This is a genomic window from Hoeflea sp. (assembly GCF_984452065.1).
The window spans coordinates 18186-33457 of sequence record NZ_CFHWAF010000041.1 but is presented as its reverse complement, the minus strand read 5'-3'; the positions used below and the strand labels follow the sequence as shown (position 1 = coordinate 33457).

The 15272-nt window shown below is 60.4% G+C and carries 17 protein-coding genes; 16 read left to right on the top strand and 1 reads right to left on the bottom strand.

Features of this window, described 5'->3' with window-relative positions; all coding sequences use genetic code 11:
• Positions 1-184, bottom strand: a 184-nt coding sequence (locus AC5E6N_RS10240; RefSeq protein ID WP_491691452.1) for a hypothetical protein, incomplete at its 3' end; no start/stop codon positions are given.
• Positions 185-275: 91 nt separating this feature from the next.
• Between AC5E6N_RS10240 and AC5E6N_RS10235 the strand changes: the two genes are divergently transcribed.
• From AC5E6N_RS10235 to AC5E6N_RS10160, 16 genes are all read left to right on the top strand, one after another.
• On the top strand, positions 276-935 hold the full coding sequence (locus AC5E6N_RS10235; RefSeq protein ID WP_491747724.1) for a hypothetical protein: 660 nt from the start codon (positions 276-278) through the stop codon (positions 933-935).
• Entirely contained in the window at positions 932-2224 is a 1293-nt protein-coding gene (locus AC5E6N_RS10230) for a MotB family protein (RefSeq protein WP_491747723.1), read from the top strand. Before AC5E6N_RS10235 ends, AC5E6N_RS10230 begins: the two co-directional genes overlap by 4 nt.
• A gap of 5 nt (positions 2225-2229) precedes the next feature.
• Positions 2230-3501: a chemotaxis protein gene (locus AC5E6N_RS10225; RefSeq protein ID WP_491747722.1), complete on the top strand. Its 1272-nt coding sequence runs from the start codon at positions 2230-2232 to the stop codon at positions 3499-3501.
• The gene (locus AC5E6N_RS10220) at positions 3494-4930 is read left to right on the top strand and encodes a flagellar hook-length control protein FliK (RefSeq protein ID WP_491747721.1); all 1437 of its coding nucleotides are present in this window, start codon (positions 3494-3496) and stop codon (positions 4928-4930) included. The genes AC5E6N_RS10225 and AC5E6N_RS10220 overlap by 8 nt, the downstream gene beginning before the upstream one ends.
• Positions 4875-5441 (top strand): transglycosylase SLT domain-containing protein, encoded by a 567-nt coding sequence (locus AC5E6N_RS10215; RefSeq protein ID WP_491747726.1) that lies wholly within the window; start codon positions 4875-4877, stop codon positions 5439-5441. Before AC5E6N_RS10220 ends, AC5E6N_RS10215 begins: the two co-directional genes overlap by 56 nt.
• 271 nt (positions 5442-5712) lie before the next feature.
• Positions 5713-6384 carry a response regulator transcription factor gene (locus AC5E6N_RS10210; RefSeq protein ID WP_267991597.1) on the top strand — a complete coding sequence of 224 codons (672 nt, stop codon included), beginning with the start codon at positions 5713-5715 and terminating at the stop codon, positions 6382-6384.
• A gap of 166 nt (positions 6385-6550) precedes the next feature.
• Entirely contained in the window at positions 6551-7807 is a 1257-nt protein-coding gene (locus tag AC5E6N_RS10205; protein WP_491747720.1) for a flagellar hook protein FlgE, read from the top strand.
• Between the two features lie 26 nt (positions 7808-7833).
• Complete coding sequence (gene flgK / locus AC5E6N_RS10200; protein WP_491747719.1) at positions 7834-9291, top strand: flagellar hook-associated protein FlgK; 1458 nt, start codon at positions 7834-7836, stop codon at positions 9289-9291.
• Positions 9292-9295: 4 nt separating this feature from the next.
• Positions 9296-10348: a flagellar hook-associated family protein gene (locus tag AC5E6N_RS10195; protein ID WP_491747718.1), complete on the top strand. Its 1053-nt coding sequence runs from the start codon at positions 9296-9298 to the stop codon at positions 10346-10348.
• Positions 10349-10394: 46 nt separating this feature from the next.
• The gene (gene flaF / locus AC5E6N_RS10190) at positions 10395-10742 is read left to right on the top strand and encodes a flagellar biosynthesis regulator FlaF (protein WP_491747717.1); all 348 of its coding nucleotides are present in this window, start codon (positions 10395-10397) and stop codon (positions 10740-10742) included.
• Positions 10739-11188 (top strand): flagellar biosynthesis repressor FlbT, encoded by a 450-nt coding sequence (gene flbT / locus AC5E6N_RS10185; protein WP_491747716.1) that lies wholly within the window; start codon positions 10739-10741, stop codon positions 11186-11188. The genes flaF and flbT overlap by 4 nt, the downstream gene beginning before the upstream one ends.
• Positions 11179-11583 (top strand): flagellar hook assembly protein FlgD, encoded by a 405-nt coding sequence (flgD, locus tag AC5E6N_RS10180; RefSeq protein ID WP_491691441.1) that lies wholly within the window; start codon positions 11179-11181, stop codon positions 11581-11583. Before flbT ends, flgD begins: the two co-directional genes overlap by 10 nt.
• A 23-nt stretch (positions 11584-11606) precedes the next feature.
• Positions 11607-11873 carry a flagellar biosynthesis protein FliQ gene (fliQ, locus tag AC5E6N_RS10175; RefSeq protein WP_267991586.1) on the top strand — a complete coding sequence of 89 codons (267 nt, stop codon included), beginning with the start codon at positions 11607-11609 and terminating at the stop codon, positions 11871-11873.
• A 112-nt stretch (positions 11874-11985) separates the two neighbouring features.
• Positions 11986-14073: a flagellar biosynthesis protein FlhA gene (flhA, locus tag AC5E6N_RS10170; protein ID WP_491747715.1), complete on the top strand. Its 2088-nt coding sequence runs from the start codon at positions 11986-11988 to the stop codon at positions 14071-14073.
• Complete coding sequence (fliR, locus tag AC5E6N_RS10165) at positions 14070-14822, top strand: flagellar biosynthetic protein FliR (RefSeq protein WP_491691439.1); 753 nt, start codon at positions 14070-14072, stop codon at positions 14820-14822. The genes flhA and fliR overlap by 4 nt, the downstream gene beginning before the upstream one ends.
• Positions 14812-15258, top strand: a complete 447-nt coding sequence (locus AC5E6N_RS10160) for a hypothetical protein (RefSeq protein WP_491747714.1) — start codon at positions 14812-14814, stop codon at positions 15256-15258. Before fliR ends, AC5E6N_RS10160 begins: the two co-directional genes overlap by 11 nt.
• Positions 15259-15272 lie beyond the last annotated feature (14 nt).

The following is a 15272-nucleotide window of genomic DNA, read 5'->3' as shown; positions in this document are numbered from 1 at the left end:
GACACAGCAGCAGCTCGGCATCCAGGCCCTGTCGATCGCCAACAACAGCTCGCAGAACATCCTCGCCCTGTTCAGGCAGTAACCCTGAACGGCCAGACAGCCGGCCGCTCCTTCGGCCGATGACCTGGATTTGCGGATCAGCCGGCACGCCCCGCGTGCCGGCTTTTTCTTCATCCTCGCACAAGTTTCAACTTCTATTCTTGCACCGGGACTTCCACGACGCGCTGCAGGTCCGCGATTCCGCACACATGGGCCCGATCCCGGAGACATAAGGCATGGCAGTTGCGATAGAGCGCTATCTCAAGGACTTCAGCAAGCCTGAACCATTCGTGCTGGCAGATGAGACGGATGTTTTTTCCGCCCGCCGGGAACCGGTATCGCCCGCCGTGGATGCCGCGGCTCAGCTGGTGCAGGCGGCGGCGCCCGTCGATGTCGAAGGCGAAAAGGCAGTGGCTTTTGAACAGGGAAAGCGTGAGATCACCGAGGCGCTGGCGGCCGCTCACGAACAGGAACTCGAGGCCGAGCGGAGCCGGCATCGCGATGAGCTCAACGAACTGCGCACCCGGTACGAGCAGGATTTCTCGACCGCCGTCGCCACGCGGTATGACACGCTTTGCAACGAACTGGTCGAGACCATCGGTGCCCAGGTAACGCGCGTGCTGGCTCCCGTTTTTGAGCAGGCGCTGACGACGCAGATGGTCGAATCGCTGGCCGGGACCATTCGTCAGTGCCTGAAGGACAAGTCCGCCACGACCATGACCGTGAGCGGGCCAGCGTCGGTTTTCGAGGCATTGCGCGGCGAACTTGGCGACGACGCGGCGATGATGGAATTCGTCGAAAGCGAGGAGTTCGATCTGACCATTCATATTGACGATGCCGTGCTTTGCACGCGCCTGTCAAAATGGGCTGACCGCTTGCGCGAGGTATTGCCATGACGTCAACCCAATCGACCCACCATTCCGGTGGCGAGATTGTCATCGTCAAGAAGCGCGCGCCGGCGCAGCACGGTCGCCACGGCGGTGCCTGGAAGATCGCCTATGCCGATTTCATGACGGCGATGATGGCGTTCTTTCTGGTCATGTGGCTGATCAACGCGGCCAATGACGAGACCAAGGCCGCCGTCGCCAGCTACTTCAATCCCATCAGGCTTACGGACAACAAACCCGCCGAGCGTGGCCTCAAACAACAGGATGAGGCAAGCGTCGGTGATGAGGTCGAATTCCTGTCGGACAGTCTGGAGGCCGGCTTCAAGGCGGGCGAGGCGGCTGGCGGCGGCGACGATATCGCTTCGGCCGCCGGTGACCAGAACGAATATTCCGATGCTGATTTCTTTGAAAACCCCTATTCGGTTCTTTCGGAGATCGCGCTTGAGACCGGCCGGCAGAAAAATGTCAGCGCCGCCGGCGACGGCGGCGCCAACACCTCCGGACCCGCGACCGGCGCATCGGGTGGAGAAGCCTATCGCGATCCGTTCGATCCCGATTTCTGGTCGAAGGCCGTGGAGTTCGATACCTCTTCCGATATCACCGATACAGGCGAGGAGCGCACCATTGCGCGGGCGGAATCGAACGATGCGATAAAAGAGGCGCTTGAGGCCGCCGGCGCCGGGCTGGAAGTGCTTGAGGAGCCCCAGGGCGAAAATGCCGAGGAGGCCGACGCCAAGGCCGGGCGGGTGAAAGCGATGGACGAAACCGACGTCGCCGAAGAGAGCGAAGCGTCCGAAGAGCTGCTGATCGAGGAGGAACTTGCCGAACAGAAGGAACAGGAGGCCGGCGCATTCAAGGAGCGGATCGAGCAGGCCCTGATCGAGGAACAGATCGAGCTTGGAGAGGGCCTGACCGTCGCCCCGGTCGAGGGCGGCCTGCTGGTTTCCTTGACGGATGAATTGAAGGGCGGAATGTTCAATGTCGGATCGGCGGTGCCGAAACGCGACATGGTGCTGGCGATGGAGGAGATCGGCCGGCTTCTGGCGGAGCGGGACGGTGCGGTCATAATCCGTGGCCATACCGATGCGCGTCCTTTCGCCGGCAATGAGAACGATAACTGGAAACTGTCGATGGCGCGGGCGCATAGCGCATTTTTCATGCTCGTGCGCGGCGGCCTTGACGAAAAGCGTATCAAGGAGGTGTCCGGCCAAGCCGACAGGCAGCTCAAGGTTCCGGAAGATCCCCTTGCCGATGCGAACCGCCGCATCGAGATACTGATACGGCGGCCTGCAGGTTGAAGGCGATGAGGGCGCGAACCGGAAAAGCCTTCTTCCTGTCCGCACCGGGATTGTGGTGTGTATTGGCGCTTGCAGTAGGTCTGCTGTTTGTATCCACGGATGCCATGCCGGCTCAGCGGGATGTGCCGCTGCTGCCCCCCTACAAGATCGTCCGTTCGCTGCAATATGTGCAGGACTCCGTTGTGCTCGGCGATCATTCGGCCGGTGAGGTCCAGCGCCATCTGCTCAAGATCGTTGACAGCAGTCTGCGCGAGGCCGACATGGCGGTCTTCGAAGACGACCGCAATGTCGAAGCCGCGCTGATCTATGCCATGAGCGGCGGCAATCCGCAGACGCTGGCGGACCTCGTCGAGCGGGACGAGGACGGCTATTTCGACCGCCGTCTGACCGACGCGCTGACGATCTACTTTTCCGGCGCTCCGGAAAAGGCGCAGCCGATGTTGCAGCGTCTGCTTGGCGAATATGGTCACACGCGCATTGGTGCATATGTGGTCCTGGTCGCTGCCAACGTGACCGCCACCAATAACGAGGCCGCGGCGCTCAGGCTGTTCGATTGGGCGCGCCTGATGGCTCCGGGAACCATCATCGAGGAATCATCGCTGCGCCGTGCGACCCATATTGCGTCGCGCGCCGGCGACATCGACCGCTCGCTGGACAATGCCGAACGGTATGTTCGCCGCTTCATTCACTCACCCTATGCCAGTCAGTTTGTCGATATCTTTGTGCATGCGATCGTCTCCAATTCCGATGTGGCGGAAAGACAGCGTGTCGATTACATCCTCTCCCTGATGGATTTGCCGCGCCAGCGGGAAATCTATCTGCGCATGGCGCGCATGAGCACCATTGCCGGCAAGGAAGAAATCGCGCTCCTTGCCGCAAGGCGGGCAGAGGCGCTCTCCGGCGAGAAGAAGGATGTGGTCCGCGAACTCGCGGGATTTTATGCCGGGATCGCCAAAGTGCCGACCAGCAATATCACCGAAGCGATCGAGGCGATGACGGCCATACCGGACGACAAGCTGTCGGAACGCGATCTGGCGCTGCGTGAAGCGGCAAAGGCCATAGCGAACCAGGTGACAGCGCCGCCCGATCCGTCGGTCCTTGAAAATCCGGCTGTGCCGGTGAGCGCGACCGCGGATGACCCGGTGGAAGCCGCCGATGTCGGGCAGGCCGGGCAGGAGGCGGGCCCCGAAGCCGGACTGCATAACAGCTTCATGGCTTCAAAGCGCGAGAAATTGATGGATATCGATAGTTTGTTGAATGAGGAAGGCAATGAATAGCAACCCAATGTCAGGTCCCGCAAAAGGCGCCTCGGACACGGTGGCAATCGCAGGCAGGGACAGAGCGAAGGACCAGAAGGCAGCAAACGCGGACGATGAGGGCCGCACATTCGGTGCGGTCGTGGACGAAGCCGGAAAGAAAATCTCAAGCAAGGCAGAGGGCCCGGCGGCCGGGGGAAGGGCAAATGCCGCAAGCGAGGCGACCGGCGGCCCTGTCGTCAGGCCGGACGGGCTGAGCAGGAGCGACGGTCATTCTCTTCCCCGGCAACTTGAACCGCCGGTTCTTCGTACGACGATGCCCGCGGAAGCCGGTGAGAAAGCGAAGGATAATGCGGTGCCGGCAAGGCCTGGTCAGCCAACCGATGAGGAAAATCCCGTCGAGGCGAAATCCGAACCCGCGCCCAAAACCCTGCAAGAGGCCGACATTCCCGTACCCGCCAAAACAGCCGAAAAGACGAACGCGCAAGCCCCTTCGGTCCAACAATCCGCAGCGGAACGCGCGATGGGTGTCGTTGCCGCACAGACCATGCCGGTGCGCCAGAACAACGCTCGCGGCGTGGAACCGGCAAAGCCCGCGAATGCCAACATGGCGCCGGTCCCCGATACCGGACCTGCCGCCCGGGAGACGCAGCAGCCCGCCAGAGAGACGCAGCAGCCCGCCGGGGAGACGCATCAGCCCGCGCGCGATACCGGAACACGGACGCAACAGGATGCGGGCATTGGCGCCGGCGGAAAATCCGGTCCCGATATTTTTGCCTTTGCCGCGGATCGAAATGCATCGAAGTCCCTCGGCGCGTCGATGCCGCAGCCGACGGCGGATCAGGCGCCAACGCCTTCACCCGGCACCGTTACCGTGGTCGCGGCACGCCAGTTCCCGGGTCTGTCCGTCACCCAGTCAAGTGCGGCATCTGTCATCAACGCGATGACCGGCGACGGCCGATGGAGCCAAATGTTGCGTGGCGCTGAAGCCGTTTCCGCAACGACGCTGAATACGACACAAAACACGATGAACACGTTGAAGATTCAGCTCAACCCGGCGGAACTCGGAACCGTCGATGCGACGTTGAAACTGTCAGGCGGGCGATTGGTGGTCGAACTCAACGCCCAGACGCTGGAGGCCTATCGGCACCTGTCGGACAGCCAGCAGCACATCCTCAAGGCAATGAAGGGGCAGGGCTATGCGGTCGAGCAGATATCCGTTCAGCACACCGTTCAGGACCGCGGCATCGTTCAGCAGTTTTCGCAGTCGGCGGGTCAAGGTGCCGGTGACAGTGCGACGCAATCGGGACAAAACAACTCCGCCGAGAACGGCAGCGGCAGCCGCCCCGGCCGCCAGGATGACGGATCCCATGGCGGCGAACGCCCGCTCGGCCATGAGGGTCCGGAGGACGATCCGGGTCGCGCTGTTTCTGACGCTGTCTATCTCTAGTACGTCCGCCGCCCTTGCGAGCGCCTGCGAACGCCACATCGCGGCGGCTGCCGAAAAGCACGGCGTTCCGGTCGGAATCCTCTATTCCGTGGGGCTGGCCGAGACCGGCCGCAAGGGATCGCTCCATCCTTATGCGCTCAACATTGAGGGCAGTGCCGTTTTTGCCGGCAGTCTGTCCGAGGCGCTTGAAGCATTTCACACGGCGCGCCGAAACGGCCGCACGCTGATCGATCTCGGCTGCATGCAGATCAACCATTACTATCACCGGAATGAATTTGCCGACCTGGCCGCCATGCTCGACCCGGCCCGCAATGTCGACTACGCCGCCAGGTTTCTCGCCCGGCTGCGCGGGCGGCACCAGAGTTGGACGATGGCGGTCGCCAGATACCACGCCGGCCCGGACAATGATCCGGCGCAAAAGAAGTATGTCTGCCGCGTGATCAGGAACCTTGTTGCCACCGGTTATGGCCGCTGGACGCCACAGGCCAGGGCTTTCTGTGTCGCAACCTGAAATTGATTCATATATCGGGTTCCGCAGATCGGTAAATTCTGACACTGCAAGGGCTGTCAATACACGAATGTTAACTATGCTGGAATAATCGTTAACATTCCCACAGGAAATATGTATTTATCCACAGATTACCACTAGATGTAGTAGCAAATCGGGGTCTCTGTCACATTCAACTACGAAAAATCACCATTTATTTTCTGTAATTGTCGAAGATTCCGCGCTTTCGTTACCAATCGTTTAACGGGGACATGAGCTGATTCGGGGCGGCACGATGATCGTAGTGGTTGATGAGAGGGAATTGGTGACGGAGGGTTATACCTCCCTCTTCGGCAGGGAAGGCGTTCCTTCCGCCGGGTTTGATCCGGATGAATTCGGTGAGTGGGTCCATACGGCGGCAGACTCGGACATCGATGCGGTCGAGGCCTTTCTTATCGGACAGGGCAGCGACAACATGGTCCTGCCGCGGGTCATCAGGGACCGCTCCAAGGCGCCTGTCATAGCGGTAAGCGACAAGCCGTCTCTCGATACCACGCTGGCCTTTTTTGACTGCGGCGCCGACGACGTTGTCCGCAAGCCCATCCATCCGCGCGAGATCCTTGCCCGCGCGGCCGCCATCCGGCGCAGGCTGGAGCCGGAGCAGGAATACACCCAGATCGGTCAGATCCGTGTCTATTCGGACGGACGCGATCCGGAGATCGACGGCCAGCCGTTTCCCCTGCCGCGCCGGGAAAGGCGCATCCTGGAATATCTCGTGGCCAATCGCGGCCGCCGTGTCACAAAGGCGCAGATATTCAACGCCATCTACGGCATCTTTGATGACGATGTTGAAGAGAACGTTGTCGAAAGTCACATCAGCAAGCTCCGCAAGAAGCTTCGCATGCGGCTCGGCTTCGATCCCGTCGATTCAAAGCGGTTCCTTGGTTACCGCATAGACTGGCAATAGACGGACCCGTGGCGCGGGCTCTCGCATGCGTCCGCCTTCAAGCAGATGTCCGCACAGCGTCCCGCCCGGCTTCGACCGCTAGCCAGTTTCGCGCAAGCCTGCCGAACTACCCTGACGAGAGCGCATACGAGGACCCCTGTCTAAACAGCAAACGAGGAACTGTGCGATGAGCCTTTACGGAATGATGCGGACCGGTGTTTCCGGTATGAATGCCCAGGCGGCACGCCTCGGAACGGTCGCGGACAACATAGCCAATGCCAACACCACGGGCTACAAGCGCAGCTCGACCGAGTTTTCATCCCTGGTCCTGCCGAGCGGCGGCGGATCATACAATTCGGGCGGCGTCAGCACATCGGTGCGCTACGCGATTGCCGAAAAGGGCAATCTCCAGTTCACCACCTCCACGACGGATCTGGCCATCAATGGCGGCGGCTTCTTCGTCGTCGAGGATTCGGCCGGCGGCACGTTTCTGACGCGGGCCGGCTCCTTCATTCCCGACAGCGACGGCAATCTCGTCAACGCCGCCGGCTACAAGCTGATGGGATATGACTTTGCCAACGGCACGCCGACGCCGGTCGTGAACGGATTTGACGGTCTCGTGCCGGTCAACGTGTTACAGGGAGAACTGGTCGCGGCGCCCTCGACCAACGGCGTCTTTACCGCAAACCTTCAGTCCAGCGCATCTGTGGTCACCGGAACGCTGCCGTCGGCAAATGCCGCCGGTTCCGAATATACCTCAAAAAGCTCCCTGGTCGTCTATGACAATCTCGGTGAGGAGGTCCTGCTTGATTTCTACTACACGAAGACCGCGACCAACACCTGGGAAGTGACGGTCTTCGACCAGGCCGGCGCGACCCCCGGGACGTCGTTCCCCTATTCGTTCGCTCCATTGACGACAACGACCCTGACCTTCGATCCGACCAACGGGCAGCTGGCAGGCGCAAGCCCGACATCGGCGACCTTCACGGTTCCCAATGGCCAGAGCCTGACCATCGATTTTGCCAAGATGACCCAGCTCTCTCTTGAATTCACCGTCGGCGATGCGACCGTGAACGGCAACTCGCCGAGCAAGGTCACCAGCGTGGAGATCAGGGAAGACGGAACCGTCTTCGCCAAATATCAAAACGGCACCTTGTCTCCGAGGTTCCGTATCGCCATGGCCGATGTGCAGAGCCCCGACAGGCTGGATCCGATTTCCGGAAACGTGTTTTCGCAAAACAGTGAATCGGGCGTGGTGACGACCGGCTTTGCCGGATCGGGAAATTTCGGCGCCATCAAATCCGGTGCGCTTGAAGCATCCAATGTGGACATAGCAGGGGAACTGACAAGCATGATCGAATCGCAGCGCAGTTTTACCGCCAATTCCAAGGTCTTCCAGACGGGTTCGGATCTCATGGACGTCCTGGTTAACCTCAAGCGGTAGGGGCTTTGCAGGTTTAGGACCCGATCATGTCATTGTCAGCGGCGATTAGAACGGCTCAGTCGATACTATCGAACACTTCGAAACAGACTCTTGTGGTTTCGGACAACATCGCCAATGCCAGTAACCCGAACTACGCACGCCGCGCTCCCACCCTGCAGTCGGATCTTGGGAGCGCGCTCTCCGTTTCCGTCCAGCGCACGGAAAACAAGCTCCTGCTGTCTCAGTCTCTGGACAGTATTGCCGTCAGCCAAGCTCAAATGACCGTTTCGGACGGTTTCGCGCGGCTGAAGGCGACGCTCGGCGGCAACGACAACGAGCTGTCGCCGTCGCGCTATCTCGGCAACCTTCAGACCGCTCTGCAGACGCTTGCGGCCACGCCGAACAACACGACGCTGGCCGCCACCGTTGTCTCGAGCGCAAAGGACCTTGCCGACAATCTCAACAACGCATCCGCCGCCGTCCAGCAACTGCGCCTGGACGCGGATCTGGCAATCAGGGAAGGCGTTGAAAGGCTGAACGGTCTTCTTGGCGAATTCGAGCAGACAAATCAGGCGGTCGTCGCCGGTACGCTGTCCGGTGACGATGTCTCGCAGGCCCTCGACAAGCGTGACACGCTCCTGCGGGAGATATCCACGCTGGTCGGCATTCGCACGATCGAACGCACCGGCAACGATCTGGCGATCTATACCACGGGCGGTCAAACCCTGTTCGAAACGGCGCCGAGATCGGTGGATTTTGTGCACACCACCGGCTTCGACGCCACCACCACCGGCAACGCCATCTATATTGACGGCGTGCCGCTCGTGATAGGGCAGGGTGTTCAGACCAGCGCCAAGGGCGAACTGGCCGCCCATCTGCAGGTGCGCGATTCACTGGCGCTCACCTATCAGAACCAGCTTGATGAAATCGCGCGCGGACTTGTGGCGACCTTCGCCGAACATGATCAGACGGCCAGCGCCCTGCCGGACCTGCCGGGCCTTTTCACCTGGGCCGGCGGCACGGTGCCGTCCACGGCGACGATCGAACCCGGCATGTCTGCCTCGGTCGCGGTCAATCCCGCCCTGTTGCCGGGTTCGGGAGATCCCTTGCTGCTGCGCGACGGCGGCATCAATGGCGCAGCCTATGTGTCGAACGCGACGGGCGTGGCCGGCTTCAACAGTCTTCTGGACAGTTACGTAACGGGCCTGAGCGACCCCATCGATTTTGACGCAACCGCACTGGCGGGAAGCAGGACAAGCCTCATCGAATACACGTCCGCGTCGATCGGCTGGCTGGAGGCCGGCCGCTCGGACGCCTCGAAGGCGTCGGAGACGCGGCAGGCGGAAAGCACGCGCATCCTTGAAACCTATTCCAGGGAAACCGGTGTCAATATCGACGAGGAAATGACGCTGATGTTGAAGCTTGAGCAATCCTACAAGGCTTCGACAAAACTCCTGGCCACCATCGACGAGATGATGAACGCCCTGTTGGCGGCGGCGAGGTAGCGACATGAAAACGACTTTCGTCTCGACACTCGCCATTCAGAACGCCATGCGGCTGACCGTCCAGCGCACCCAGTCTGAAATAATGGACGCGCAGCAGGAGGCGGTTACGCGCCGCCATGCCGATATCGGACTGGAACTCGGCGCCACGTCGTCGCGCCACATCTCGATGACCCGCGATGTCGAGCGCATGAACACAACCATATTGGGCAACGCTCTTGTGACGAACCGGCTGTCATCCTCGCAAAACGCGCTGACGCAGATGGCGGAAGCCGCGCAAACCTCGCTGTCGGCGCTTTTGAGTATTGTCGATATCAACGACCAGGGTCGTCTCAGCGTGATTTCCAACACGGTCGCCGACTCGCTCGTCAATTTCACTGCCTTTGCGAACGCATCCGTCAACGGCGAGTATCTGCTTGCCGGGGTTAACACCGATGTCAGGCCGATGGCTGACTATTTCGCGCCCGGGTCGGCCGCGAAGACGGCTTTCGACGCGGCCTATCTCGCCTATTTCGGCCATACGCAAAACGACGCCGCCGCCGCAAACATTACCGCCGCGCAAATGGACGATTTCCTGACCAACCATGTCGAGCCGCTGATCCTCGGCGCCGGCTGGGGCACCGACTGGTCAAGCGCCGACAGCACGGTTATGACCAGCCGCATCAGCGCCAATGAGGTCGTCGACAGTTCCGCGACGATCAATGCCGACGGTCCGAAGGCCATGGCAATGGCGTCGGTCATCGTCGCCGAGATGCTGGCGACCCCGCTTGCCGAAGACACGCGCAGCGTGCTTGTCGACCGGGCGACCGGCTATGTCGGCGATGCCATATCGGGCATCAATCATCAAAAGACGGCGCTCGGGCTGTCCGAACAGCGTGTCGAGAAAGCCAATGAATCGATCAACATCCAGATCAATGTGATGTCGAAATATATCGGTGAACTGGAAGCCGTCGACCATTATGAGGCGGCGACGCGGCTGACCACACTGATCACACAGATGGAGACATCGTACCAGCTGACGGCGAGAATCCAGCAGTTGAGTTTGACCAACTATCTCTAGTTGGTGCGTGCGGGAAGAGCAACGGAGAGGGCAAAAGGTAGCTGAAATGTATCAGTTCTCATATGCGGAGGTGCAGCAAGATGATGTTGCTGATTCCAAGGACCGTGAACGGCAGGTTCTGGACAAATCCATCCTGATGCTCGAGCAGGCCAGCCGGAGCGGGCCGGGATCGCGTGAATCCATCGAGGCCCTGTTCTTCGTCAACCGGGTCTGGGTGCGATTCATCGAGGATCTGGGGTCTCCTGAAAACGAGCTTGATCAGGATCTGCGCGCCAATCTGATCTCGATCGGCATCTGGATCCTTCGCGAGGCGGAAAAGATCAGAAGCGGTGAGTCCGACAATTACGAGGGCATCATTGATATTTCATCGATTATCCGGGACGGCCTGAAATGAAAAGTTCACTGCGCATCTCGCTGAAGACAGGCGAGAAAATCTTCATCAACGGCGCGGTCCTCAGGGTCGACAGGAAGGTCGGCCTCGAGTTCCTCAACGATGTCACATTCCTGCTGGAAAACCATGTGCTCCAGCCCGAGGACGCGACCACGCCGCTCCGACAGCTCTATTTCATAGTTCAGATGATGCTGATCAATCCGGAGGGCGCGGAACAGTCACAGGCCATGTTCAAGAAGTCCGTGGTGATGCTTCTGAACTGTTTCAGCAACGAGCAGATCCTGACGGAACTCAAACATATCGACGCAATGGTGACCGAAGGGCGCGTCTTTGAGTCGTTGAAGGCCATCCGCGCGCTCTACAAGATCGAAGAGGAAATTCTCAACAACCAGCAGATGCCTGTTGAGACACTGGAAGACATCAGAAAGGAAATCGCACCATGGCGGTAGATGCAGTATCAAGCGTCGCGGCGGCGACAGGCAACAGCGCTGCCGACAGCGCCTCGCAAAAGGCGACGGTCGATTACGACACGTTCCTCAAGCTTCTGGTCGCCGAGATGCAGAACCAGGATCCGACCCAGCCGATGGATTCCACCGAATACATCTCGCAACTGGCGTCGTTCTCGCAGGTCGAGCAGACGATCCAGACCAACAAACGCCTCGAACAGATCCTCGCCGCATCCTCCATCGGTCAGGCCGGTTCGCTGATCGGCCGCACCGTCACCTCATTTGACGGCTCCATTACCGGTGTTGTCGAGAAGATCGAGCTGTATGATGATGGTGTTATCGCGATCCTCGAAGGCGGCGAAAAGGTAGCGATCGGATCGGGCATGACGGTATCGTAGACGGGAATGGCGGTGTCCTGGAAATGAGCGAAGCCGACGCACTCGACATAGTTCAAAAGGCCGTCTGGGCCATATTGATCGCATCAGGGCCGGCGGTGTTCGTCGCCATGTTTGTCGGCGTCGGCATCGCCTTCCTGCAAGCCTTGACGCAGGTTCAGGAAATCACCCTGACCTTTGTTCCGAAGATCGTCGCCATACTGGTGACCGTCGCCGTTTCCGCGCCGTTTGTGGGCGCTCAGATCCACAGTTTCACCACGCTCGTTTTCTCGCGGATCGAAAGCGGCTTTTAGCAATCGCCGCGAATCCGCAACCATCTTCGCGCAAGTTTCGTCCGCTAGTTTGACGCCGATTGCATGACCGCGCCGCAGGCGCTGCAATTGTCGGGAACGAGCAAGGATTGTCATGGCCGAGACAACAGCCGTAGCAGTGCCGCCGCTGGAGGGGAAGGGTCGCGACGTCACATTTGCCATCGGCATCGTCGTCATCCTGTCCATTCTGTTTCTGCCGATCCCGGCCTTCCTGATCGACATCGGCCTGGCCTTTTCCATCGCGTTTTCGGTTCTGATCCTGATGGTCGCACTGTGGATCCAGCGGCCGCTCGATTTTTCCTCCTTTCCGACCATCCTCCTGATTGCGACGATGACGCGCCTGTCGCTCAACATCGCGACGACGCGGATCATCCTGTCGGAGGGCCATCACGGCACGACGGCGGCCGGCTACGTGATCGGCGGGTTCTCCCAGATGGTCATGTCCGGTGATTTTGTCATCGGCGTCATCGTCTTTCTGATCCTGATCGTGGTGAACTTCATCGTCATCACCAAGGGCGCCACACGCATCGCCGAGGTCGGCGCCCGCTTTACCCTTGATGCGATCCCCGGCAAGCAGATGTCGATCGACGCGGATCTTTCGGCCGGTCTGATCGACGAGAAGACCGCACACAAGCGCCGGCGCGAACTGGAGGAGGAAAGCTCCTTCTTCGGCTCCATGGACGGCGCGTCGAAATTCGTGCGCGGCGACGCGATCGCCGGCCTGATCATCACCGCGATCAACATTTTCGGCGGTATCATCATCGGCTACACGCGCCACGGAATGGAGATCAGCGACGCGGCGGACGTCTTTACCAAACTGTCCGTCGGCGACGGTCTGGTCTCGCAGATTCCGGCACTCATTGTTTCTCTTGCGGCGGGCCTGCTGGTCTCGCGGGGCGGCACCGTCGGTTCAACCGACGTTGCCGTCCTCGGTCAGCTGAGCGGCTATCCGCGTGCCCTGTTCGTTGCAGCCGGGCTGATGATCGTGCTCGCCGTTGTGCCGGGCCTTCCGTTCCTGCCCTTCATGGTGCTCGGCTGCGCCATGGCCTTTGCCGGCTGGTTCATTCCGCGCCAGCTCGAACGGCACACCCAGGCGGTGCGCCAGAACGAGGAGCAAAAACTGATCGAGCAGAAGGAACAGGAAAAGGACTCGGTCAAGAACGTGCTTCACACCGCCGAAATCGAGCTCTGCCTCGGCAAGCAGGTTTCGGCAAGATTGCTCGGTGCCCATCAGGAGCTTGCCTTCCGGGTCAGCAAGATCAGAAGGAAATTCGCCTCGCAATACGGCTTCGTCGTCCCCGAGATCAAGGTGACCGACGATTTTGCCGTTCCGGACAAGTCCTATCAGATCCGCATTCACGGAACCGCCGTTGCCGTCAACGACCTGCGTGTCGGCGAAGTCATGGTGGTCATCGGCAACGGCAGGCGGCCCTCCGTTCCCGGCGAGGAGATCCGCGAGCCGGCCTTCGGTCTGCCGGCCGTATCGGTCACGGAGACGCTCACCGAGGAGTTGAAGCGCGAGGGTTTCCACCCGATCGACAATGTCTCGGTGGTCCTGACGCATCTCAGCGAGGTGATCCGCAACAACCTGCCGCAGCTGCTGTCCTACAAGGACATGAAGGCCCTGCTCGACAGGCTTGACCCGGAATACCGCAAGCTTGCCGACGAGATCTGCTCCAACCACATGTCCTATTCCGGTCTGCAGGCGGTCCTCAAACTGCTGCTGGCCGAGCGCGTATCGATCCGCAACCTGCATCTCATTCTTGAAGCGGTTGCCGAACTCGCGCCGCATCTTCGCAAGACGGAGCAGATTGTCGAACATGTCCGCATTCGCATGGCGCAGCAGCTTTGCGGCGATCTGGCGGACAATGGCGTATTGCGGATCCTGAGGCTCGGAAACCGCTGGGATCTGGCGTTCCATCAGGCGCTGAAGCGCGACGCCAAGGGCGATGTGGTGGAGTTCGACATAGAGCCGGCCTTGCTTGAGGAGTTCAGCGAGCAGGCCACCAAGGTCATTCGCGGGCATCTCGACAAGGGAACCCGTTTTGTCCTTGTCACGGCGCCCGATGCCAGGCCCTATGTGCGCATGATCATTGAGCGGCTCTTCGCCACGCTGCCGGTGATTTCCCATGTCGAGATAGCCAAGGGCATCGAAATCGAGATCCTGGGCTCGATCTCATGATTCCCGACCCGGAAGGGACGGTGCTGGCGCTCTTTGCATCCTTCTGCCGCGTCGGTGCCTGTTTCATGATCATGCCGGGCCTCGGCAGTGCCCGGGTGCCGCCGCAGATCCGCCTTTTTATCGCCATTGCCGCGTCAATGGCGCTTCTGCCTCTGATGTGGCAATCGATCTACCCGAAGGTCGCGACATCGACCGGCGGTTATGTGGCGCTCATCCTCGTCGAGATCCTCATTGGTTCGGTGCTGGGTCTCGTCGCCCGTTTCTACGTTCTGGCGCTGCAGTTTGCCGGGACGGCCGTCTCGATGGTGATCGGCTTCAACGCCATGCCATCGGCCGGTCTGGAAGACGCGAACCCGCAGACCGAGCTCGGCAATCTGATTGCGCTGACGGGCCTTCTGATCCTCTTCATGCTCGACTTCCACCACATCGTCATCGAGGCGCTGGCGATGTCCTACGAACTGATGCCGGTGGGCGGCAGCTTCGATCCGCAGATGGCGCTGGTGACGCTTTCCGATACGCTTTCCTCCTCATTCATGACAATCCTCAGGCTGATCAGTCCCTTCATTATCTACGGGCTGATCTTCAACCTCGCGGTCGGCATGGTCAACAAGCTGGCGCCGCAGATTCCCGTCTATTTCATCGCGCTTCCCTTTATCCTGACCGGCGGTCTCTTCCTGCTCTTCTTTGGTTCCGGCGAGTTCTTCTCCGAGTTCGCCGACGGCTTTATCCCGGTGTTCGATGGTCGCTGATCCTCGCAAGGAACGCGCGCGCAGCCTCGGCCGGCTGGCGCTTTTGCAGCGCCAGCTCCAGCGGCTGGCCGAGACCGAACTTGCCGATACAAACCGGCAGCGCGAGGAGGTCAGCGAGCAGATCGAGCGGCTGATCGAGACGATGGGCGGCTTCTCGCACGTCCACCGCCTTTTTCCGCATCTCTATGCGCGCAGGCTCGAAAAGCTCAGGGAGCGCGAGCAGGCGCTGGCGGGCAGGTCCAGGCTGCAGGAGCAAAAGGCGATGCGCGAGAAGACGCGTTGCAAGCGTATCGGCGAGCATCTGGCCGAAGCCCGGGATGATGCAAGGAGACAGTCCGACGAAGACGGCCTTCTTGACATGCTGGAGGCGGCAAGCGGGCGCGCCCGGCCGACAGGCACGAAGCCTCCAGCCTCCCGTAAGCTTCGTGGTGCATAGTTGCCGCCAAGGAG

What these genes read in the sequence shown, in the direction of transcription:
- flgK (WP_491747719.1), top strand. Translation starts at nt 7,834, where the DNA reads ATGTCATTGTCAGCGGCGATTAGAACGGCTCAGTCGATACTATCGAAC.
- AC5E6N_RS10160 (WP_491747714.1), top strand. Translation starts at nt 14,812, where the DNA reads ATGGTCGCTGATCCTCGCAAGGAACGCGCGCGCAGCCTCGGCCGGCTG.
- AC5E6N_RS10205 (WP_491747720.1), top strand. Translation starts at nt 6,551, where the DNA reads ATGAGCCTTTACGGAATGATGCGGACCGGTGTTTCCGGTATGAATGCC.
- AC5E6N_RS10230 (WP_491747723.1), top strand. Translation starts at nt 932, where the DNA reads ATGACGTCAACCCAATCGACCCACCATTCCGGTGGCGAGATTGTCATC.
- AC5E6N_RS10235 (WP_491747724.1), top strand. Translation starts at nt 276, where the DNA reads ATGGCAGTTGCGATAGAGCGCTATCTCAAGGACTTCAGCAAGCCTGAA.
- flbT (WP_491747716.1), top strand. Translation starts at nt 10,739, where the DNA reads ATGAAAAGTTCACTGCGCATCTCGCTGAAGACAGGCGAGAAAATCTTC.
- flaF (WP_491747717.1), top strand. Translation starts at nt 10,395, where the DNA reads ATGTATCAGTTCTCATATGCGGAGGTGCAGCAAGATGATGTTGCTGAT.
- fliQ (WP_267991586.1), top strand. Translation starts at nt 11,607, where the DNA reads ATGAGCGAAGCCGACGCACTCGACATAGTTCAAAAGGCCGTCTGGGCC.
- flgD (WP_491691441.1), top strand. Translation starts at nt 11,179, where the DNA reads ATGGCGGTAGATGCAGTATCAAGCGTCGCGGCGGCGACAGGCAACAGC.
- AC5E6N_RS10225 (WP_491747722.1), top strand. Translation starts at nt 2,230, where the DNA reads ATGAGGGCGCGAACCGGAAAAGCCTTCTTCCTGTCCGCACCGGGATTG.
- AC5E6N_RS10210 (WP_267991597.1), top strand. Translation starts at nt 5,713, where the DNA reads ATGATCGTAGTGGTTGATGAGAGGGAATTGGTGACGGAGGGTTATACC.
- AC5E6N_RS10215 (WP_491747726.1), top strand. Translation starts at nt 4,875, where the DNA reads ATGAGGGTCCGGAGGACGATCCGGGTCGCGCTGTTTCTGACGCTGTCT.
- AC5E6N_RS10195 (WP_491747718.1), top strand. Translation starts at nt 9,296, where the DNA reads ATGAAAACGACTTTCGTCTCGACACTCGCCATTCAGAACGCCATGCGG.
- flhA (WP_491747715.1), top strand. Translation starts at nt 11,986, where the DNA reads ATGGCCGAGACAACAGCCGTAGCAGTGCCGCCGCTGGAGGGGAAGGGT.
- AC5E6N_RS10220 (WP_491747721.1), top strand. Translation starts at nt 3,494, where the DNA reads ATGAATAGCAACCCAATGTCAGGTCCCGCAAAAGGCGCCTCGGACACG.
- fliR (WP_491691439.1), top strand. Translation starts at nt 14,070, where the DNA reads ATGATTCCCGACCCGGAAGGGACGGTGCTGGCGCTCTTTGCATCCTTC.